Raw genomic sequence first — 21800 nt, 5'->3', positions numbered from 1 at the left:
TAAATGATGAGAGAATATTAGGGATAAATTTCATGAAATCACATCTTTCTAAAATTAAATTATATCTATAAGTATAGCAATACCAACCGTTTTATTCATTTATTATAAAAAATAAAAATAAATTAGGAAAAAGTGATTGACAGATTAAGACAGACTTACTATAATTTAAATCAAGATAATGATAATTAATATCAAATATAAATAATTCACAATAAAGATTAATAATCAAAGGAAGGTGGAAATTTAAAATGAGTAAAATAGCAGTAGTATATTGGAGTGGAACAGGAAACACAGAAGCAATGGCTAATTTAATAGCTGATGGTATAAAAGAAGCAGGCGCTGAAGTTGAAGTAGCTACAAGTGATTGCTTTGGAATAGATGATGTAGATAATTATGAAAAAATAGTATTAGGTTGCCCATCAATGGGAGATGAAGAATTAGAGGATTCAGAATTTGAACCAATGTATTCATCAATAAAACCAAAATTAAATGGTAAAAAAGTAGCATTATTCGGATCTTATGGATGGGGAGAATGTGACTGGATGAGAGATTGGGAAGCTGATGCTAAAGCGGCTGGTGCAGTTTTAATGTCAGAAGAAGGATTAACAGTTAATGAAACACCAGAAGGAGACGCTTGTGACGAGTGTAAAGCTTATGGTAAAAAAATAGCACAAGCATAATAAAAATATAAAACCCTAAATATATTCAAAAAAGAGAGTAGATGTAAGAATAGAAATATTTTTAATACATATAGTATTTTATAAATACTACTAATATATGTTTAATATGTAAATATAGTTTATATTGTTTTAAAACCGAAAAATAAAATTTAAAAAGTTAAAAATAAAAATTAAAAATAAAAGTTAAAAAATAAAAAAGTAAATAAAAGTGTTCAAAAAATAAAACTTTAGAGAGATTTAAGCCATATCGAGGGAGGATAAAAAATAGGCAACTATTTTTTAAACCTCCCTTTTCCTCTTTAAAATGTTTTTATTGACATATATTTACAATAATACTACCATCAAATTATAAATAAAAATATATGTCTTCGGGGCAGGGTGAAATTCCCTACCGGCGGTAAAGCCCGCGAACTATTTTTATAGTTGATTTGGTGAAATTCCAAAGCCGACAGTAAAGTCTGGATGAGAGAAGAATGTTTTAGAATTTAGGTAATATGTAGCTCGGAGATATTTTCTTCGAGCTTTTTTAATCCGAAGATATAAGAAATTTGGAGGCATAGTAAATGACGAAGTATTATATTGGATTTGATTGTGGAACTCAAAGTACAAAGACAGCTTTGTATAGGGATGATATGGTTTGTATGGCAAAAACACAAATAGCAACTAATTTAAAATGTCCAAAACCAGAGTGGCTTGAAATGGATGTCGATGATTATTTAGATGGTGTAATTGAAGGTATAAAATACTGTATTGAAGCTAGTGGTATAGATCCCAAAGACATAAGAGCTATTTGTGGAGATGGTGTAATCTGTGGGATTGTAGGTGTAGATAAAAATTTAAACCCTATAACTCCATACATAAATTATCTAGATTCTAGAACAAAAGAAGATGCAAAATGGTTAAATGAAAATGTAGAAAATATATGGGCAAGTGAAAGTGGAAATGCGTATGTAGATTCGTTTTATCCACCATTATTTGCGCGTTGGTTTTTAAAAAATATAGAAGGGTTCAGAGAAAATGGTGCAAAACTTTTGAATAATGGACCTTATGTTTTGGCAAAATTAGCAGGATTAAAAGCTGATGATGCATTTATAGATTGGGCGACTATTTCGGGATGGGCGCTTGGTTATGATGTTATAAATAAAAAATGGTCAGAAAAGCAAATGAAACTTTTAGATATACCTATGAGGATGTTGCCTAAAATAGTTAAGCCATGGGATATTGTAGGGAATCTATGTGATGAAATGGCAGAAAAATTGGGATTACCATCTGGAATACCTATCGTAGCAGGTGCAGGTGATACAATGCAATCTAATATCGCTTGCGGAATAATAAATCCAAACATGGCATCTGATGTAGCAGGGACTTGTTCAATGTTTACTGTAACAACAGATCAAATAAATGAAAAATTGAGCACAAAAGACTCTGGTCTAATTTTCTGTAGTGGAACATTGCCAGATACTTATTTTTACTGGGGATACATAAGAACTGGCGGGTTATCGCTTAGATGGTTTAGAGATAATATTTGTGATAAGGTTGGTGAATCTTCTTATTATGATGAACTACAACAAAAGGCTGAAAAAGTTAAGCCAGGATGTGAAGGTGTATTATTTCTTCCTTATCTACAAGGTGGTTCTGTAGGAATAGAAAATGCAAGTGGAGCGTTTTTAAATTTGACAACAAATACGGACCAAGGAATTATGTGGCGTGCTGTGCTTGAGGCGATAGGTTATGATTATATTTATGTTGCAGACATGTATAGAAATGCAGGGTGTAATTTAGATAGAATTGTTGTGACAGAAGGAGGCAGCAAAAGTTCTTTATGGAATCAAATTAAGGCCGACATGCTAGGAAGTGAAGTAGTAACATTAGAAAATGTCGAAGGTGCAGTACTTTCGGATGCAATACTTGCCGCTTATGCAGTAGGTGACATACACGATTTGAAAAAAGCACTTTTAGATGTAGTTAAAGTTAAAAAAGTTTATACTCCAAATAAAGAAAATACTAAATTTTATAGAGAGATGTTTAAAATTCAACAACAAATAATAAGAAATGATATGAAAAGTGTATTTAATCAACTAGAAAAAATGAGAAGTTTATAAATAGATTTAAAAGGAGCCCTATATATTTTATATATAGGGGGTTATTGTTTGTGGAAAAAATTAGAATTAAATTCGTTGACACATATTCAACACAGTGCTACTATCATAGTGTAAAAATTAAAACAGGGAATTAGGGGGCAAAATGAGGGTATCAAAAGATCCAGAAATAAGAAAACAGGAAATTATAGATGTAGCTATGCAAGTTTTTGCAGAAAAGGGATACGAGACAACAACAATGAAGGATATAGCAAAGGCAGCTGATGTGGTACCTGGTTTGTGCTATCACTATTTTAAAAATAAGCATGAATTATATGAAACAGCAGTAACCCAATATGCTAAAGAATGTAGCGAGCCATTTTTGATTTTATTTAGTAAAATAGATTTATCTTTAGATGAGATAATAAAAAAATTAAAAAGGGTTATGATACAAGGAGAAGAAAATTACAAGTATAAAAAGTTCTTTGATAAGACAGATAATGAAATTTTCCACAAACAACTAGAATTTTACATGTCAAAAGAAATAGAAAGACCTATGAAAAAGTATATTCAACATAAAGTAGATAAGGGAGAACTTCAAGTAGAAGATGTTAATTTATTTACAAAATTTTTTATAGGTGGTCAAATGGCTGTTATAAATTGTAATGAAGAAGAATTTAATGATAAGATAGAATTTTTATCAAACATAATTAATGCTTTTAAAAAATAAATTTAAAAATATATAACTAAAAGAGTAGTCTATACAGGCTGCTTATTTTTTTGTAAAAAATATTAAATAATGGTTGACAACTATGCTTGTCATATCATATTATTAATTATGACAAGAATAATTGTCATAATGACAAAAATAATAGTCAGGAGGGGTTATATGCCATTATATAATCGTTTAAAAGAATATAGAGCAAAGATAAAAGTAAACCAAACAGAAATGGGAAATTTAGTCGGAGTATCGAGACAAACAATTAGTCAAATTGAGCGTGGTGATTATTCACCATCAGTAACACTAGCACTTAAGATTGCGAAAGTCTTAAATGTAAGTGTAGAAGATATTTTCAGTTATGAGGAGGAAAAATAAATGAATAATAATCGTGTAGAAGAAATTAAAAAAGAAGATAAGAAGGCTTTTAAAAGTTTTATCATTGTAATGATTATATCAGCGATGGGAGGAGCTATAATAGGTGGAGGCTCTATATATTTACAAAAACATATTGGAGATGAGTTATCAGATTTTCTTCTAAATATACTTATGACAATTACACCTTATGCAAGTTTAGTGTTATCTATATTAGTAACAATAGTGAGTGTTATTGTTTATAATAGCTCAAGAAAAAAATTAAAATTATGGAATCAATCAGATGAACAAGATGAAATTATAGATAATATAGAAGTAAAATTATCATACGTATTATTATTTGCGTCAGTAAATTTAATAATTGGATTCTTCTTCTTTGGAGCTGGAATGGGATTATTATCTGAAGACTCATATGCAAAAGTAATTTCATTTTTCATTGGGTTCGTAGTATGTATATTATCAACTATATTAATTCAAAATAAGGTTGTTAACTTAGAAAAAGAAATAAATCCATTTTTAAATGGTAGTGTATATGATTTTAAATTTAGCAAAAAATGGATTGATAGCTGTGATGAGGCAATAAAATTAAATATATACAAAAGTTCTTTTAAAGCCCATAAATCAGTTACTAATACATGCTTAATACTTTGGATAATATGTGTAATTGGATATGATTTCTTTGATTTTGGAATTATGCCACTAGTAATGGTTACAATTATATGGTTAGTTCAAACAGTTTCTTATTGTAGAGAATCAATTAAATGTTCAAAAAATAATCTTTAGGAAGTAGAGGATCATCACTTATATATAATTTCGGTGTAATAAGTATTTCTTATTGTATATGTTTTGGAATGAAGGCTGGCATAATTATAGGAATGACAATAAAGAAAAGCAAGGCGTATAAATAAATTATAGAAAAGTAGGTTAACTAAACCTACTTTTTTTATGAGCGAAAATTATCTTTATATGTAAATATTTACAAAAATAAGTTGAAATAATACGATAATGATAATTGTTATTGAATAATAATTAAAATATATTAACAATTAAAATCAATATGATGAAGAGTAAGTAAGTTAAATCTAAGTAAATAAAAAACAATAAAGTGAATAGGGGGAAATTATGAAAGAAAACAAACTTATGATACAAGATTTAATTTCAATAGGAGTGTTTACTGCTATTTATTTTGTACTTGTTACAATTGCTACTTTTGCAACAAGTGCTATTATACCAGGATTATCGTATGTATTGATACCAGCTTTAATATCTGGTTGTGTATATATGTTATTAGTAGTCAAAATTCAAAAATTTGGAGCCATAACAATTATGGGATTAGTAATGTCGATATTTTTCTTTTCATCAGGGCATTTCATATTATCATTTGTAACAAATATAGTTTTTGCAATAATTGCTGATTTAATAGGATATATAAGTAAATATAAAAATAAAGCTATGATTTTGCTAAGTTATATTGTATTTTCTTATGGATTAATGGGTCCTGTACTACCAATGTGGTTTTTAAAAGATCAATATGTATCAAATCTTGTGGCAAGAGGAAAAGATGCAGTATATATTGAGCGTTTATTTGAATACATATTACAAAATTATGTTTATTAATTATATCGAACTTAATGTTATTTTTACATGTAAATGAAATTACAGAAGCAATTATAACATTTTTATTATTAGTACCATTTTTCTTATCAGGGAAAATAAAAAGTGGTATAAAGTTAGCGATAATGTATTATGGATTTTTAATGATTGATTATTTTTGTATTCCACTATTAAATGACCGTATAGCAATTTTAGTTTCTATGGTTGTAGTTTCACTACGTATGATACTACCTTGTATTATAGCTGGAACATATGCATTTATGACGACTACGGTGAGCGAATTTATATGTGCATTAAGAAAAATTCATGTACCTGAATGTATGATTATACCATGCATGGTAATTATTCGTTTCTTCCCAACAATAAAAGAAGACTATAGTCAAATAAGAAATGCGATGGCTTTTAGAGGTATAGGGGTAGGAAAATTTAGTTTAATAACACAGCCAATGAAAACTTTAGAATATATTATTATTCCGTTATTGATGAATGGAAATAATGTATCACAGGATTTATCGATAGCAGCTCTTACTAAAGGGATTGGAGTAAAAGGAAATCATACTTGTGTAGAGCAGATAAAAGTAAAAGCTATAGACTACATATATATATTAATTTGTATATTACCACTTATTCTCTTTAAGAAGGGAGTAATATAATGAACAATAATATTGAAATAAAAGATTTATACTATAAATATCTTAATACAGAAAGTACAACTCTTAACAATATAAACCTAGATGGTGATGTAGATTTAGGTATAGATAGAGATTTAAGTTTTAAATTTGATTCAAGTAAAAATCCTGATGAAATAGATATTAATTTTAATAATATTTCTAAATATGGTGAAAGTTTTTATGGTGAATATGGAGAAAATCCTAAATACACTATAAAAGCAGTAAGCGATATAGGAAATGTTAAAATAGAATATAGATAATATATTTTACTAAAAGTAGTATATAATTCTCGTGATTTTAGATATTACATAATTTATAAGGCTAAATTAGGAGGAGTATATGGAAAAAGAAAAGAGGAAGTTGAGCAAGGGTGAAGAAAAACAAAAAAATTATACGAAGAGAAGAAAAAAGAATTAATTGAACAAGGTTATGAAGAAAAAGATTTAACAATAAGTGTAGTATATGCAAATATTATGGCGCTTGTATTGGGGTTACCTATAATAATATTTCTATTTATAATATTTATCTACCAAAATCAAAGCGGAGTCTATAGATTTTCGTTCAAAGAGCCTATATTATTCTTAGTTGTATTTGCAATATTAATTGTTTTGCATGAATTGATACATGGAATAACTTGGTCAATTTTCGCAAAAAATCATCTTAAATCTATAGAATTTGGATTAATAATAATTAGTTTAACACCTTATTGTTGTTGCAAAGATATGCTTACAAAATCTCAATATATTATCGGTGGAATTATGCCGACTGTGGTTTTAGGAATAATCCCAGCATTAATCTCGATATTTACAGGTTCAGTATTTTGGTTTATTATGGGCGAATTGATGATATTGTCTGGTGGTGGAGATATGACGATTTTACTGAAATTATTGAGATATAAAAGTGATAAAAAAGAAATTCTTTATATGGATCATCCATATGAGTGTGGGTTAATTGTGTTTGAGAGATAAAGTGTACTATAATATCTTTATAGCATAATTTATATGTTAATAAAAAACAGGGGGATAACAATAATGATATTAGATTTTAACAAAATCGAAGAAAAAGCATTAGCTAATTTTAAAGGTGGGGAAAAGGCGCTAAATGCAAAAATGAATGTAGATGAAAATAATAAAATATTAGGTGGAAGATTAGAACCAGGGGCATCAATAGGGGAACACACACATGAAACTAATAGTGAAATAATATTTTTTACATCTGGTAAAGGTAAAGTAATATATGATGGGAAAGAAGAAAGGGTAGAAGCTGGATTATGTCACTATTGCCCACAAGGTCATACTCATACATTGATAAATGATAGTGATGATGATTTAACTTTTTATGCTGTTATACCAGAACATCCAGCAAGATAGAAATTAACTTAGATATAAATAAGTATAAATAAAAAGAGGTTCAATAGTTTTTAGACTATTTGAACCCCTTTTTGATTAAATTTTATTCTATAACTCTATATATTTTGGCTGAGAATCCTGGTAGATGTACTGAAACTTGATAGTTTTTGCCAGCACCAGCTAATTCTTTCTTAGAAAGATGGACTGGATTTTCTAATAGAGTATATTTTACATCAACATGTGGAGTGTGAGTATTTTTACAGTGTAGATGTCCGGCATCTTGGTGCCAAAGGTCAACAGATTCTACTATTTCTGGTATTTGTTCACTTTTACCACCGTATTTTAGCCAGTCAGTATTTAAAATTAATTCAAGTTTTACTGATTCATCAAATCTAACTTCATAATTTTCGTAATCATCACAAAAAGCATTTAAGAAAATAACAATTCTCTCATCACCATAAATTCTTTCATATACATATACACATTTCTCCATATCATCAGCTTGAATCCACTTATAAGATTTATCTGAGTATTCATTTTTATATAAAAGAGGAGAATGAATGTAATAACCATTAAGATCAGATATAAATCTATGGAAAGAATCGTGAGCAGGATATTTTAATAAATCCCAGTCAAGAGGCTTTGTTTCATCCCATTCTCTAAAATGTCCAAGTTCATTACCCATAAAGTTTAATTTTTTGCCTGGGTGTGTAAACATGTAAGTATAAAGAAGTTTAGCTTGTCTAAACTTATCTTCATAAGAGCCCCACATTTTATCTAATATAGTTCTTTTTCCATGAACAACTTCATCATGTGAAAAAGGTAGAAGGAATTTTTCGTTATAAAAATACATCATAGAGAATGTTATTTGATGATATGCTTGTCTTCTTTCCCAAGGTGATTTTTGAAAATATGAAAGAGTATCATTCATCCATCCCATATCCCACTTATAATCAAAACCAAGACCACCATCTTCAACAGGTTCAGTAACTTTAGGATAATCTGTTGAATCCTCTGCAATCAACATAATATCTTTATGATTTTCTTGAAGGTGTTGGTTCATATTTTTTAAAAACTCAATACCGCCTTCATTTATACCTCTGTTAGAGTCTCCCTTCCAATAAATAAGGTTGCTTATAGCATCCATACGAAGACCATCAATGTGGTAAACTTCAATCCAAAAGTTTGCAACAGATTGAAGGAAACTTTTTACTTCGCCTCTGTAATAATTAAAGCTATGAGAGCCCCATTCAGTATATCCAGTGTCGTGACTTGGATATTCATAAAGTGCACCACCGCCAAATCTTCCTAGTGAATAAGAATCAAGCGCAAAATGAACAGGGACATAGTCCATAATTACACCTATATTTTCCCTATGGCATAAATCAATAAAAGCCATTAGATCTTCAGGTTTACCATATCTAGCAGTTGGGCTAAAGAAACCTGTTATTTGGTATCCCCATGAACAATCAGATGGATGTTCACACAAAGGAAGGATTTCTATATGAGTATAGTTATTTTCCTTTACATATTTTATAAGCTCTGGAGCTATTTCCATATAGTTAAACCATCTCTCTGTAATATCTATCGGTTGATTCAAATCGTACTCACTATTTATATAGTTTTCTAATTTTAGGTCATGCCCAAGTTGGTCCGCACTTATACTATTATCAGCTCCTACATTGGCACATTGTTTAATAACTCTTGCCCTTGAAACTTCTTCATTACTTTTATGTTTCCATGAACCGAAGTGAAGTTCATAGATGTTTAGTGGTCTATCTAAGTTTTTACTTCTGTTTTCCATCCAGTTTTGGTCGTTGAATTTATATGTACTTAAGTCCACAATTCTAGATGCATTTTTAGGTCTAAGTTCCATATAAAATGCATATGGATCAGTTTTTTCTACGCAATTACCGTACTGGTCGAATACTAAATATTTATAATACATCCCCAATTTAGCATCCTCTGAGAAGTAAGTAAATATACCACTACTTCCTATTTGTGTCATTTTCCCCTTATTTCCATCCCAATCATTGAAGTCACTTATAACTTGTACTTCTTTTGCATCGGGGGCATAAACCCTGAAAATAATTCCTTTAATACCATTCTCCCTACTAACATGAGCCCCAAAAAACTCATAAGCATCAAACATAGTTCCGCAATAAAAATCATGCATGTTTTTCATATGTTTATCATCCTTTCTAAATATATTTAGTGGGTTTTTATTTATACTTTTATTATATATAAAACCTCTTTATAAGAACAACAAAATTAAGTATAAACCAATAAAAAACTCACTCTTGTATGGTGAAAAGATTTATTGACAAATAATTCCATCTTGTGTTAGTATTTTATCATAGAAATGAATATTATTATGATATTAAGTGGTCAAATTTTATGAGAAATTTGAATAAAAGGAAATTAGGTTAGAATCCTAAGCGATCCGGTCACTGTAATCTAGGGAGCAATACTTAATATATCCATTGCATGCCATTTGTATGTGAGAAGGGAAGTAACGCGTTGATCTGTAAGCCAGGAAGCCTGCTTAATATTAATTTTATTAGGAGAGCTTCCGCGAGAGCACCACCTAAATATCATGATAACCAAGGGATTATTCTATACTTTTTTAATATAAAAGAATTTAATTTTAAGTTTATTTAAAATTTATTTTGATTGAAAGAGTATAAAATGAAATCTTTGAGTATATAAGATATTAGTGGTGTCTACTTTATTTGAAGTAGGCACTTTTTAATTTTAATAAAATTTTATAATTATAGAGAATATATTATATATATTCCTTATAGTTTAAAAATTGGACTCTCCTCAAAATTGAATAAATTTATATATTTCATTTCTAGACTATATTTATTTCTAGTTTTGATAAAAGAGGTATCAAATTATAAGGGGGAGAGATATGCAAGTTACACAGGAAAAAGTAAGTCAAAAAGGTATACTAGAGAAAGTATTTAAGTTAAGTGAGCATGGTACAAATGTCAAAACTGAGGTTATAGCTGGTTTAACTACATTTATGACGATGGCATACATACTAGCAGTAAACTCAAATATGTTAGCAGATGCTGGAATGGATGCAGGTGCAGTATTTGTTGCAACTGCATTATCAGCTACGGTTGCATGTTTTGTTATGGCGTTTTTATCAAATTATCCAATTGCTCTTGCTCCAGGGATGGGACTAAATGCATTTTTTGCATATACAGTAGTTTTACAAATGGGATATACATGGCAAATGGCATTATTGGGTGTATTTATAGAAGGAATTTTATTTATTATTTTAACTGTTACAAATTTAAGAGAACAGATAATAAATTGCATTCCAAATGATCTTAAAAATGCAGTTACAGCAGGGGTGGGATTATTTATCGCTGCTGTTGGAATGAGCAATGCGGGGCTTATAAGTACAGCAAGTGGAACATTAGCATTAGCAAATATGCATGACCCACTTGTAATATTGACAGTAGCTGGTCTAGTTATAGCAGGAATATTAGTATGTAAAAATGTAAAAGGAGCATTATTATTATCTATATTGCTTACATCATCAATTGGAATGATTACAGGTATAGTCGCTTTGCCAAGTGCAATAGTATCATTTAACATTCCATCATTAGCTCCTACTTTTATGCAGGCTTTTACAGTTCCAGTAGAGCAAATATTTAGTTTAGATATGGTGATAGTAGTATTTACTTTCTTATTTATGGATTTATTTGATACTGTAGGATTTTTAGTAGGTGTAGCTGCTAAAGGAGAATTAATCGACGAAAATGGAAAAATACCTAAAGCAAAACAAGCTATGTTGGCAGATGCAATCGGAACTACAATAGGGGCTATGCTTGGTACATCAACAGTTACATGTTTTATGGAGAGTACAGCAGGGATAAGCGAAGGTGGAAAAACAGGATTAACAACATTTACTGTTGGAATATTATTTGTATTATCTTTATTTTTAGCACCTCTATTTATAGCTATTCCATCACAAGCCACAGGAGCAGCACTTGTAATTGTAGGTGTTATGATGGCAAGTTGTTTTAAAGATATTGATTTCGATGATTATACAAATGCTATACCAGCGTTTTTAACATTTATATTAATGCCACTTACTAATAGTGTTGGTGATGGAATAATATTCGGTATAGTATCTTATACTTTATTAAAATTAGTTACTAATAAAAAAGAAGATATAAATATTTCATTAATAATATTGAGTATAATATTTATATGTAGATTTATATTCTTAAAGTAAATGACTCATAGTAAATAAAAATTATAAAAAAGTATTTAAGGGATTTGAATTATAGAGAAAAGCTGTTGCATAAATTGAGGGGATTTTATGCAACAGCTTTTTGATTCTATTTATTTTTGATTTTTAATATAATATAAAATGATTTTATTATAGTAAAAATATTTAAAAGTTTAAAAAAAATATCACAATATATCAAAAAAGATGTAAAATGTAGATATCAGATGTATTTCAAACATACCAATCTATTAGTAATTAAAAATTAAGATTGCTAAATCTCACAAAAATAAATTCAGAATATAAAATATCAAAATTATCACCAAGGGATTATAAAACTAAAAGTTTTAAGTAATAGAATTTAAAATTAAATTTTAAAATTATAACAGGCTTAATTGGAATGTTCGTAATTTTAATTGAAATTAATAATAAATCTAATTAGCATATAGTATTGTTAATAAAAAATTTAATTTATGAAAAAATACATTGATAAACTATGAATATTAATATAAAATACAAGTGTATAGTTCGTTAAAATAATTTTGAAAATTAATAAAGACTTTTTAATTTGATGAAAAATAAAAATTTATATAAGTATATTATTAATGGAGGCAAATAAATTATGAAAGTTGCAATCGTTATGGGATCTAAATCAGATTACTCTAAGTTAGAAGAAGGAATTAATTTTTTAAAAAAATATGATGTAGAAGTAATTGTAAGGATATTATCTGCACATAGAACGCCGAAAGAATTAGTTTCTTTTATAGAATCAATAGAAGATGAAGTTGATGTGATAATAGCGGCAGCAGGAAAAGCAGCTCATTTACCGGGAGTTATTGCTGCATCAACATTAATACCGGTAGTTGGATTACCAATAAAATCATCTACTATGGATGGTATGGATTCATTACTATCTATGGTTCAGATGCCAAAAGGAATACCAGTAGCTACAGTAACGATAGATTCAGGATTAAATGCAGCATTGATGGCAATGCAAATAATGAGCATAAAATATCTTAAATTAAAACAAGACTTAAAATTATACAGAAAAGAAATGGAACAAAAAGTATTAGACGATGATAAAAGTATAAATCAATAAATAAAAATTAAAGTACATAAGCAATATAGTGACAATAGATAATAGAAACTCAAAGAAAAACTTATTAATAAAAGAATAATAAAAATTTATAAAATTTGGGAGGTAATAACAATGTTATTATATGAAGGAAAGGCAAAGCAAGTTTATAGTACAGATAATGAAAATGAATATATAGTTTATTATAAAGATGATGCAACTGCATTTAATGGTGAAAAAAAAGCATCAATCCAGTCAAAAGGCATTTTAAATAATAAAATATGCACGATAATGTTTGAAACATTAGAAAAAGCAGGAATAAAAACACATTTCATAAAAGCTTTATCAGATAGAGAACAATTAGTAAAAAAAGTTACAATCCTACCACTTGAAGTTATAGTAAGAAATATCACAGCAGGTTCTTTCTGTAAGAGATACGGAGTAGAAGAAGGAATCGTATTAGACAAACCAATATTTGAAATGTCATATAAAAATGATGAATATGGCGACCCACTTGTAAATGATGACCATGCAATAGCATTAAAATTAGCAACTCAAGAAGAGATAGATTATATCAGAGAACAAACTCTAAAAATCAATGAAATCATGAAGGAATTTTTCTTAAAATTAAATTTAAAATTAGTTGACTTCAAACTAGAATTCGGAAAAGATACAGATGGAAATATAATATTAGCAGATGAAATATCACCAGATACTTGTAGATTGTGGGATGTTAATACTAACGAAAAGTTAGATAAAGATAGATTTAGAAGAGACTTAGGCGACCTTATTCAAGGGTATGAAGAAGTCCTTTCGAGAATGAGTAAATAATAGTTATAGGGGGGAATAATCACATGTGTGGTATATTAGGGATTTATTCCGATAAGAACATATCAAAAGAACTGTATTACGGTTTATATTCTATGCAACATAGAGGTCAAGAAAGTTGTGGTATGGCAGTACATGATGGTAAAGAAATAAATTATAAAAAAGATATGGGTTTAGTAGGTGATGTATTTAAATCAGATGATTTAGATAAACTTCCTGGGACAATGGGAATAGCTCATGTTAGATATTCAACAGCAGGCGGAAGTCATATGTATAATTGCCAACCTTTAGTAGGTTCTTTGAGAAAGAGAAATTTAGGATTAGTTCATAATGGCAACTTGGTAAATGCTAATTACTTAAAAGAGATGCTAGAAGAGGACGGGATAATGTTTAGAGGAAAAAGTGATACAGAAGTAATTTTGTATATACTTGCTAGATATTATACAGGAAATATTGTAGAAGCAGTTAAGTTAACTATGGATCAAATAAAAGGTGCTTATTCATTAGTTATATTAACCGACCAAGAGCTTATTGCTGTTAGAGACCCACATGGATTTAGACCTTTATTACTTGGGAAGAGAGACAATGGAGAATATATTTTTGCATCAGAAAACTGTGAGATAGATATACTTGGTGGGGAATTTATTAGGGATTTAGAACCGGGTGAAATAGTAGTTATAAAGAACGGAAAATTAAAATCATACAACTTCAGCAACAACTGTAAACCAATGAAAAAGAGTTGTATATTTGAGCATATATATTTTGCAAGAAATGATGCCACTATAGATAAAGTAAACGCATACGAATTTAGGGTGGAATCAGGAAAAATATTATCACAAGATGAAGATATTAATGCAGATATGGTAGTTCCAGTTCCAGACTCTGGTTGGCCAGGGGCGATCGGATATGCAAATGCAAGCGGACTTCCACTAACTGAAGCATTAGTTAAGAATAGATATGTAGGTAGAACATTTATAAAACCTACCCAAGAAGAAAGAGAGTTAGGGGTAAAAATAAAACTAAATCCACTTAGTAGAGTATTAAAAGGAAAATCAATAATACTTGTAGATGATTCAATTGTTAGGGGAACAACTTCAAAACAATTAGTCAAATCATTGAGAGATGCTGGAGCTAAGGAAATACACCTAAGAATAACATCACCTCCAGTTAAATATTCTTGTTATTACGGTATTGATACTCCAAACCGTTCTAAATTAATTGCTGCTAACAAAAATGTAGAGGAAATAAGGGAATATATCGGCTGCGATACATTGAAATTCTTAGATATAGAAGGAATGATGAGTGCTGTTGGAACAGGAAATGAATTTAAATTCTGTAAAGCTTGTTTTGACGGAAATTATCCAGTTAAGAAAATCGACAAGGAGGAATTTTTAGAATGTTAACATATGAACAATCTGGCGTAAATATTGATGAAGGCAATAGAGCAGTAAGTCTTATAAAAGGGAAGATAAAGGAGACTTACGACAAAAATGTTATAGGTGATTTAGGAAATTTTAGTGGATTATATAGCTTGAAAGATTTTGTGAAAATGGAAGAACCAGTCCTTTTAGCAGCAACAGATGGTGTAGGGACTAAATTAAAATTGGCACAAATGATGAATAAACACGATACCGTAGGGATAGATTTAGTTGCAATGAGTGTCAATGATTTAATATGCCAAGGTGCAAAACCGCTACTATTTCTAGATTATATTGCAACAGGGAAATTAGTCCCTGAACATATAGATAAAATTGTAGAAGGTGTTGCCAATGGATGCAAAATGTCAGGTTGTGCATTAATCGGAGGCGAAACTGCTGAAATGCCGGGAATGTATAGTGAAGATGAATATGATTTGGCGGGATTTGCAGTAGGTATAGCTGATAAAACAAAGATAGTATCAGGAAAAGATGTAAAAGCTGGGGATGTATTAGTTGGGGTTTCTTCGAGCGGTATTCACAGTAATGGTTTTTCATTTATTAGAAAAATATTTTTAGATACTTATAACTATGATTTAAATCAATATATTGAAGAGTTAAAAATGACAGTTGGAGAAGCTTTACTAACACCGACAAAAATATATGTGAAATTAGTTTTAGACTTACTTGAAAAATATAATATTAAAGCTATTGCCCATATAACTGGTGGTGGAGTTATAGAAAATATTACGAGAGTTATACCTGATGGTCTAGGGCTTGATATTAAGACTGATTCATGGGAGAAACCACCTATATTTAAAATGATAGAAGGATTTAATATAGTAGAAAAAAGAGAGCTACATAAGAGTTTTAACATGGGAATTGGACTTGTATTTATAGTTAATAAAGAAGACGCACCTCAATTAGTTGATTATATAAACAATAGAGAACAAGAGAAAATAGAGATAGATAAAAAATATGTTAAATTAATGCAGGACAAGGCATATATAGTCGGGGAAGTTGTTGATAGCCACAAGGGAGTAGAATTATGCTAAATATAGGAGTATTGATTTCTGGTGGAGGTTCAAATCTACAAGCTATAATTGATGACTGTGAAAGTAAAAAGATAAACGGAAATATAAAAGTAGTTATTTCTAATAGAGAAGATGCTTTTGGACTTGAAAGGGCAAAAAAGCACAACATAAGATCAGTATTTGAAAAAGATGAAGATGAAGTAATAAAAATATTAAAAGAAGAGAATATAGACTTAGTAGTTTTGGCAGGTTATCTAAAAATAATAAGTCCTAAATTTGTAAGCGAATTTGAAAATAAAATTATGAATATACATCCAGCATTAATTCCTTCTTTCTGTGGAGATGGATTTTATGGCGAAAAGGTGCACCAAGCAGTAATTGATTATGGTGCAAAAGTTTCTGGAGCAACTGTCCATTTTGTGAATGAAAAAGCAGATGCAGGTCCAATAATAATGCAAGATACTGTAAAAGTGATGGATGATGACGATGCCAAAACATTAGCAAAAAGAGTTTTAGAAGTAGAACATACAATTCTTCCTAGATGTGTAAAGTTATTTTGTGAAGGGAAGATATCTGTAGAAGGCAGAAAAGTAAGAATAAAATAATAAATACTTATAAGCTAGGAGGGAAAATATGAAGATATTAGTAGTAGGTGGCGGCGGAAGAGAACATGCTATCTGTTGGAAATTAAGCAATGAAAAAAACGTAGAGAAAATATACTGTGCACCAGGAAATCCTGGGATTGCTGAAGTGGCTGAATGTGTAAATATAGGTGATTCAGATATAGATAAACTTGCTAAATTTGCAAAAGAAAACGAAATAGATATGACTGTAGTAGGGCCAGAAGTACCACTAGTTATGGGAATTACAGATGTTTTTGAATCACAAGGATTAAAAGTATTTGGACCTAATAAAAAATGTGCAAGATTAGAAGGAAGTAAAGCATTCTCAAAAGATTTTATGACAAGACATAACTTGCCGACAGCTAAATACAAAGAATATACAAATATAGATAAGGCAATAGATGATATTGATGAGTTTGGATATCCAGTCGTTATAAAAGCAGATGGTTTAGCAGCTGGAAAGGGAGTTATAATTTCAGAAAATAGAGAAGATGCAATAAAAACACTAAAAGAAATGATGAATGATAAAAAGTTTGGTACTGCTGGAGAAAAAATAGTAATAGAAGAGTTTCTAAGTGGAATAGAAACATCAATACTAGCTTTTGTAGATAATGAAACAATAATTCCTATGGTAAGTGCAAAAGACCACAAAAAAGTAAATGACGGAGAAACTGGTCTAAATACTGGAGGAATGGGCACATTCTCCCCAAGTGAAATTTATACTTATGAATTATCAAAAGAAATAAAAGAAAATATATTAGATAAAACTTTAAAAGGATTCCAAGAAGATAATCTAGATTTTAAAGGAATATTATTTGTTGGATTAATGATAACTAAAGATGGTCCGAAGATTCTTGAATATAACGTGAGATTTGGGGACCCAGAGACACAATCAGTTTTATTCAGATTGGAAACTGATTTAAGTGAAATAATATCAGCAGTTATAAATAATAAATTAAAAGATATTGATATAAAATACAGCGACGATAGTGCTATATGCGTAATGCTTACATCAGGAGGATATCCTGAAAGTTATGAAAAGGGAAAACTTATAACAGGACTTGATAATTTAGATAAAGATATAGTCGTTTTTCATAGTGGAACAAAATTATTGGACAACAAATTGGTTACAAACGGTGGAAGGGTAATCAGTATAACTGCAAAAGGAAAAACTGTTAAAGAAGCAGGCAAAAAAGTTTATGAAAATATAAAGAAAATAAATTTTGAAGGAATGCATTATAGAACAGATATATGGAAATAAATTTTCAAAAATAAAATGGGAAATTTCTTAATGGAGGAATAATATGAGTTCAAATGTAAAAAGACTTTTAGTTGGAAAAAGGGAAGGATTCGACCTAGAGGCAAAAGCTTTAATGAAAGATTTAAAAGACAGTTTACATATAGATTGTATAGATAATTTAAGATTATTAAATAGATATGATATAGAAGGATTGTCTGATGAAGTTTGTGAATATGCATCAAAGACAATATTTTCAGAGCCAAATTTAGATATTGTATATAACGAAAATGTAGAGTATGACAAAGATGAAAAAGTCTTTGCAGTTGAGTATCTTCCTGGGCAATATGACCAAAGAGCCGATTGGGCAGCTCAATGTGTCCAAATAATAAATGAGGGCCAAAGACCTAATATAAATAGTGCAAAATTATATATTTTATCAGGAGAAATAGATGATAAATTATTTGATAAAATAAAATCATATATAATAAATCCAGTCGATAGTAGAGAGGCGAATCTTGAAAAACCAGAAACATTAGAAATTAAAACTGATATACCTACAGAAGTTGAAACAATAACAGGATTTATCGATTTCGACAAAAAAGAGCTAGAAAATTTCTTAAATAAACAAGGTTTAGCAATGACACTAGAGGATTTAGAGTATATTCAAGAGTATTTTAAAAATCAAGAAAAGAGAAATCCAACCATAACAGAAATAAAAGTGTTAGATACTTATTGGTCAGATCATTGTAGACATACTACTTTTATGACACAAATAAAAAACGTTGAAATTGAAGATGGAAAATTCAACGAAATAATTAAAGAAACTTATTCAAAATACATCCAAGCTAGAAATACCCTATATATAGAAAAACAAAAAGATATGTGCTTAATGGATATAGCAACTATAGCTGTTAAAGAACTTAAAAATGCAGGCAAATTAGATGATTTGGACGAAAGCGAAGAAATAAATGCGTGTAGTATAAATATAGATGTAAATGTCGATGGAAAAATAGAAAAATACCTATTGATGTTTAAAAACGAAACACACAACCACCCGACAGAGATAGAACCATTTGGTGGTGCTGCGACTTGTTTAGGTGGAGCAATCAGAGATCCACTTTCAGGAAGAAGTTATGTTTATCAAGCAATGCGTGTTACGGGTAGTGCAGACCCTAGAACTTCACTAGAAGATACATTACACGGGAAATTAATGCAAAAGAAAATAACTACTGAGGCAGCTAATGGATATAGCTCTTATGGTAACCAAATAGGTTTGACAACTGGGCAAGTTACAGAAGTTTATGACGAAGATTTTATGGCTAAGAGAATGGAAATTGGTGCAGTTATAGCAGCAGTTCCAAAGGAAAATGTAATAAGAAAAAGACCAGAAAAAGGGGACATAATCATACTATTAGGTGGAAAAACTGGTAGAGATGGTTGTGGAGGAGCCACTGGTTCATCAAAAGAACATAGCGAAGAATCAATAGAGACTTGTGGTGCTGAAGTACAAAAAGGTGATGCCCCTAACGAAAGAAAAATTCAGAGATTTTTTAGAAATAAAGAAGTTGCACAAATGATAAAAAGATGTAACGACTTTGGGGCTGGTGGTGTTTCTGTTGCAATAGGCGAAATAGCAGAAAGTTTAGATATAAGCTTAGACTTAGTACCTAAAAAATATGACGGTCTTGATGGGACTGAACTTGCAATATCAGAATCACAAGAACGTATGGCTTGTGCTATAGATGCTGAAAATAAAGATAGATTTATAGAGCTTGCAGGACTTGAAAACTTACAAGCAACTCATGTTGCAACGGTAACTGATACAGGATATTTAAGAATGTTTTGGAATGGAAAAGCTATAGTTGATTTAAACAGAGCATTCCTTGATACAAACGGAAAGAAACAACAAACTAATATACATGTTCCAAAAGTAGACGAAGAAAATACATTTTTTAATAATGGAAAAATAAAAGCAGACGGAGAAACTATATCTGATAAATTTGACAGCGTGTTGAGTGATTTAAATATCTGCTCTCAAAAAGGTTTAGTTGAAAAATTTGATAATACTATAGGTTCAAATACAGTATTAATTCCATTTGGAGGTAAATATCAAAGAACTCCAATTCAAGGTATGGTTGCAAAAATACCTGTACTTGGTGGAAAGACTACAACTTCATCAATAATGACATTTGGATATAATCCTAAAATCGGAAAATGGAGTCCATTCCATGGTGCATTATACGCAGTTGTAGAATCAATCTGTAAATTAGTTGCAGTTGGTGGAGATTACAAAACTACAAGATTAACTTTCCAAGAATACTTTGAAAAACTAGGCAAAGATTCAACTAAATGGGGTAAACCATTCTCTGCATTACTAGGTGCATATTATGCACAAAAAGAATTTGGCATACCTGCAATAGGTGGTAAGGATAGTATGTCTGGGACTTTTGAGCATATAAACGTACCGCCAACATTAGTTTCATTCGCAGTAAACACTGTAGATGCAGAGTATGTTGTATCACAAGAATTTAAAAAAGCAGGTTCTGTTTTAGCAGTTATAAAAACTCCTAGATTAGAAAATGGAATTCCTGATTTTGATATATTAAAGAAAAACTTAGATAAAATAAGAGAATTAACTCAAGCTAAGAAAGTTCTTGCCTCATATGCATTAGGGTATGGCGGACTTGGAGAAGCTATAGCTAAAATGGCATTTGGTAATAAGATAGGATTTGAAGTAGCTAAAGATGTTGATGCGGATAAATTATTCGATCCAGCATACGGAAATATAGCACTTGAAATGGAAGAAACTGATTTAGTATTATTAGAAGATTTAGATTACAAAGTTGCTGGAAAAACAATAGAAGGTCAATATATAGATGTCGATGGATATAAAGTTTGCTTAGGTAAGATTTACAAAGCTTATGAATCTACTTTAGAACCAATATTTCCAACAAAAGCTGTTGAACCAACTGGCGAAGTAAAAAATATAAACTTTATAGTTAATGAACATCAAAAATCTTCATTATCAATAGCTCAGCCAAAAGTATTTATACCAGCATTCCCAGGAACAAACTGTGAATACGACTCAGCTAGAGCTTTTGAAGATGCTGGAGCAAAAGCTAGCATAAAAGTATTTAGAAACTTAAATTATGCTAATATAGAAGATTCAATTGAAACTATGGTTAAAGAAATAGAATCTTCACAAATAGTTATGATACCAGGTGGATTCAGTGCTGGTGACGAACCAGATGGTTCTGCAAAATTCATAGCAACAGTATTTAGAAATCCAAGAATAGCAGAAGCAGTAAATGACTTATTAACTAACAGAGATGGTTTAATGTTAGGTATTTGTAATGGGTTCCAAGCATTAATCAAATTAGGATTAGTACCATATGGTGAAATAAAACCATTTACTGCAGAGGATGCTCCAACTATAACTTACAACAACATCGGTCGCCACCAAGCAAAAGTTGTAACTACTAGAATAGCATCAAATAAATCGCCATGGTTAGCAAATACACAAGTAGGAGACTTACACAGTATATCAATCTCTCATGGTGAAGGTAAATTCGTAGCAAATAAAGAGATATTCGATAAGTTAGTAGCAAATGGACAAATCGCAACACAATATGTAGATTTAGATGGAAATGCTACTTATGACATAGATTATAATCCTAATGGTTCATTCTATGCAGTTGAAGGTATAACAAGTTTAGACGGTAGAATATTAGGTAAAATGGGACACTCAGAAAGAATAGGTAAATACACACTTAAAAATATATATGGAGAAAAAGATCAAAAAATATTTGAAAGCGGTGTAAATTACTTTAAATAAATATAATAAATTCTAT

General features: G+C 29.9%; 19 protein-coding genes and 2 riboswitches. Of the genes, 18 read left to right on the top strand and 1 reads right to left on the bottom strand.

Translation table 11 applies throughout. The features are described 5' to 3' along the window. Positions 1-248: 248 nt before the first annotated feature. The 10 genes from I4U58_RS02325 to I4U58_RS02280 all read left to right on the top strand — a co-directional run bounded on the left by I4U58_RS02325 (position 249) and on the right by I4U58_RS02280 (position 7506). Positions 249-680 (top strand): flavodoxin, encoded by a 432-nt coding sequence (locus I4U58_RS02325; RefSeq protein ID WP_195929432.1) that lies wholly within the window; start codon positions 249-251, stop codon positions 678-680. Between the two features lie 360 nt (positions 681-1040). Then, positions 1041-1158, top strand: a riboswitch (FMN riboswitch). Positions 1159-1243: 85 nt separating this feature from the next. Then, complete coding sequence (locus I4U58_RS02320; RefSeq protein ID WP_195929431.1) at positions 1244-2782, top strand: FGGY-family carbohydrate kinase; 1539 nt, start codon at positions 1244-1246, stop codon at positions 2780-2782. A 142-nt stretch (positions 2783-2924) separates the two neighbouring features. Next, positions 2925-3488 (top strand): TetR/AcrR family transcriptional regulator, encoded by a 564-nt coding sequence (locus tag I4U58_RS02315; protein WP_195929430.1) that lies wholly within the window; start codon positions 2925-2927, stop codon positions 3486-3488. A gap of 159 nt (positions 3489-3647) precedes the next feature. Beyond that, positions 3648-3854 carry a helix-turn-helix transcriptional regulator gene (locus I4U58_RS02310; protein WP_195929429.1) on the top strand — a complete coding sequence of 69 codons (207 nt, stop codon included), beginning with the start codon at positions 3648-3650 and terminating at the stop codon, positions 3852-3854. Next, positions 3855-4634: a DUF3169 family protein gene (locus tag I4U58_RS02305; protein WP_195929428.1), complete on the top strand. Its 780-nt coding sequence runs from the start codon at positions 3855-3857 to the stop codon at positions 4632-4634. It abuts the gene before it with no gap. 339 nt (positions 4635-4973) lie between these two features. Further along, a complete protein-coding gene (locus I4U58_RS02300; protein WP_195929427.1) occupies positions 4974-5468 on the top strand; it encodes an MptD family putative ECF transporter S component in 495 nt (164 codons plus the stop codon). Between the two features lie 14 nt (positions 5469-5482). Beyond that, a complete protein-coding gene (locus tag I4U58_RS02295; RefSeq protein WP_195929426.1) occupies positions 5483-6118 on the top strand; it encodes an energy-coupling factor transporter transmembrane component T in 636 nt (211 codons plus the stop codon). After that, on the top strand, positions 6118-6396 hold the full coding sequence (locus I4U58_RS02290) for a hypothetical protein (RefSeq protein ID WP_195929425.1): 279 nt from the start codon (positions 6118-6120) through the stop codon (positions 6394-6396). Before I4U58_RS02295 ends, I4U58_RS02290 begins: the two co-directional genes overlap by 1 nt. Before the next feature lie 213 nt (positions 6397-6609). After that, on the top strand, positions 6610-7104 hold the full coding sequence (locus tag I4U58_RS02285) for a DUF3267 domain-containing protein (protein WP_195929424.1): 495 nt from the start codon (positions 6610-6612) through the stop codon (positions 7102-7104). A 63-nt stretch (positions 7105-7167) separates the two neighbouring features. Continuing rightward, complete coding sequence (locus I4U58_RS02280; protein WP_195929423.1) at positions 7168-7506, top strand: cupin domain-containing protein; 339 nt, start codon at positions 7168-7170, stop codon at positions 7504-7506. 82 nt (positions 7507-7588) lie between these two features. On the opposite strand, the gene glgB is transcribed toward I4U58_RS02280, so the two are convergent. Further along, entirely contained in the window at positions 7589-9670 is a 2082-nt protein-coding gene (glgB, locus tag I4U58_RS02275) for a 1,4-alpha-glucan branching enzyme (RefSeq protein ID WP_243269533.1), read from the bottom strand. 180 nt (positions 9671-9850) lie between these two features. After that, positions 9851-10049, top strand: a riboswitch (cobalamin riboswitch). Between the two features lie 350 nt (positions 10050-10399). Here glgB and I4U58_RS02270 point away from each other — a divergent pair. From I4U58_RS02270 to I4U58_RS02235, 8 genes are all read left to right on the top strand, one after another. After that, on the top strand, positions 10400-11740 hold the full coding sequence (locus I4U58_RS02270) for an NCS2 family permease (RefSeq protein WP_195929422.1): 1341 nt from the start codon (positions 10400-10402) through the stop codon (positions 11738-11740). Positions 11741-12356: 616 nt separating this feature from the next. After that, on the top strand, positions 12357-12833 hold the full coding sequence (gene purE / locus I4U58_RS02265; protein WP_195929421.1) for a 5-(carboxyamino)imidazole ribonucleotide mutase: 477 nt from the start codon (positions 12357-12359) through the stop codon (positions 12831-12833). 111 nt (positions 12834-12944) lie between these two features. After that, the gene (gene purC / locus I4U58_RS02260; protein ID WP_195929420.1) at positions 12945-13640 is read left to right on the top strand and encodes a phosphoribosylaminoimidazolesuccinocarboxamide synthase; all 696 of its coding nucleotides are present in this window, start codon (positions 12945-12947) and stop codon (positions 13638-13640) included. A gap of 23 nt (positions 13641-13663) precedes the next feature. Further along, positions 13664-15040 carry an amidophosphoribosyltransferase gene (gene purF, locus I4U58_RS02255; protein WP_195929419.1) on the top strand — a complete coding sequence of 459 codons (1377 nt, stop codon included), beginning with the start codon at positions 13664-13666 and terminating at the stop codon, positions 15038-15040. Next, on the top strand, positions 15034-16107 hold the full coding sequence (purM, locus tag I4U58_RS02250) for a phosphoribosylformylglycinamidine cyclo-ligase (protein ID WP_195929418.1): 1074 nt from the start codon (positions 15034-15036) through the stop codon (positions 16105-16107). The genes purF and purM overlap by 7 nt, the downstream gene beginning before the upstream one ends. Further along, positions 16101-16691, top strand: coding sequence for a phosphoribosylglycinamide formyltransferase (gene purN / locus I4U58_RS02245; RefSeq protein ID WP_195929417.1), 591 nt, complete (start codon positions 16101-16103; stop codon positions 16689-16691). Before purM ends, purN begins: the two co-directional genes overlap by 7 nt. 28 nt (positions 16692-16719) lie before the next feature. Then, positions 16720-17970: a phosphoribosylamine--glycine ligase gene (gene purD, locus I4U58_RS02240; protein ID WP_195929416.1), complete on the top strand. Its 1251-nt coding sequence runs from the start codon at positions 16720-16722 to the stop codon at positions 17968-17970. A 43-nt stretch (positions 17971-18013) separates the two neighbouring features. Then, positions 18014-21784 (top strand): phosphoribosylformylglycinamidine synthase, encoded by a 3771-nt coding sequence (locus tag I4U58_RS02235; RefSeq protein WP_195929415.1) that lies wholly within the window; start codon positions 18014-18016, stop codon positions 21782-21784. The last annotated feature ends 16 nt before the right edge of the window (positions 21785-21800 follow it).

The sequence above is a fragment of the Clostridium sp. 1001270J_160509_D11 genome (assembly GCF_015667935.1).
GTDB lineage: Bacteria > Bacillota > Clostridia > Peptostreptococcales > Peptostreptococcaceae > Intestinibacter.
This window is presented reverse-complemented; position numbering and strand designations above follow the sequence as displayed.

What these genes read in the sequence shown, in the direction of transcription:
- purD (WP_195929416.1), top strand. Translation starts at nt 16,720, where the DNA reads ATGAAGATATTAGTAGTAGGTGGCGGCGGAAGAGAACATGCTATCTGT.
- purM (WP_195929418.1), top strand. Translation starts at nt 15,034, where the DNA reads ATGTTAACATATGAACAATCTGGCGTAAATATTGATGAAGGCAATAGA.
- I4U58_RS02305 (WP_195929428.1), top strand. Translation starts at nt 3,855, where the DNA reads ATGAATAATAATCGTGTAGAAGAAATTAAAAAAGAAGATAAGAAGGCT.
- I4U58_RS02290 (WP_195929425.1), top strand. Translation starts at nt 6,118, where the DNA reads ATGAACAATAATATTGAAATAAAAGATTTATACTATAAATATCTTAAT.
- purE (WP_195929421.1), top strand. Translation starts at nt 12,357, where the DNA reads ATGAAAGTTGCAATCGTTATGGGATCTAAATCAGATTACTCTAAGTTA.
- I4U58_RS02310 (WP_195929429.1), top strand. Translation starts at nt 3,648, where the DNA reads ATGCCATTATATAATCGTTTAAAAGAATATAGAGCAAAGATAAAAGTA.
- I4U58_RS02280 (WP_195929423.1), top strand. Translation starts at nt 7,168, where the DNA reads ATGATATTAGATTTTAACAAAATCGAAGAAAAAGCATTAGCTAATTTT.
- I4U58_RS02315 (WP_195929430.1), top strand. Translation starts at nt 2,925, where the DNA reads ATGAGGGTATCAAAAGATCCAGAAATAAGAAAACAGGAAATTATAGAT.
- purC (WP_195929420.1), top strand. Translation starts at nt 12,945, where the DNA reads ATGTTATTATATGAAGGAAAGGCAAAGCAAGTTTATAGTACAGATAAT.
- I4U58_RS02270 (WP_195929422.1), top strand. Translation starts at nt 10,400, where the DNA reads ATGCAAGTTACACAGGAAAAAGTAAGTCAAAAAGGTATACTAGAGAAA.
- I4U58_RS02325 (WP_195929432.1), top strand. Translation starts at nt 249, where the DNA reads ATGAGTAAAATAGCAGTAGTATATTGGAGTGGAACAGGAAACACAGAA.
- I4U58_RS02300 (WP_195929427.1), top strand. Translation starts at nt 4,974, where the DNA reads ATGAAAGAAAACAAACTTATGATACAAGATTTAATTTCAATAGGAGTG.
- purN (WP_195929417.1), top strand. Translation starts at nt 16,101, where the DNA reads ATGCTAAATATAGGAGTATTGATTTCTGGTGGAGGTTCAAATCTACAA.
- I4U58_RS02235 (WP_195929415.1), top strand. Translation starts at nt 18,014, where the DNA reads ATGAGTTCAAATGTAAAAAGACTTTTAGTTGGAAAAAGGGAAGGATTC.
- I4U58_RS02320 (WP_195929431.1), top strand. Translation starts at nt 1,244, where the DNA reads ATGACGAAGTATTATATTGGATTTGATTGTGGAACTCAAAGTACAAAG.
- I4U58_RS02295 (WP_195929426.1), top strand. Translation starts at nt 5,483, where the DNA reads ATGTTATTTTTACATGTAAATGAAATTACAGAAGCAATTATAACATTT.
- I4U58_RS02285 (WP_195929424.1), top strand. Translation starts at nt 6,610, where the DNA reads ATGGCGCTTGTATTGGGGTTACCTATAATAATATTTCTATTTATAATA.
- purF (WP_195929419.1), top strand. Translation starts at nt 13,664, where the DNA reads ATGTGTGGTATATTAGGGATTTATTCCGATAAGAACATATCAAAAGAA.
- glgB (WP_243269533.1), bottom strand. Translation starts at nt 9,670, where the DNA reads ATGAAAAACATGCATGATTTTTATTGCGGAACTATGTTTGATGCTTAT.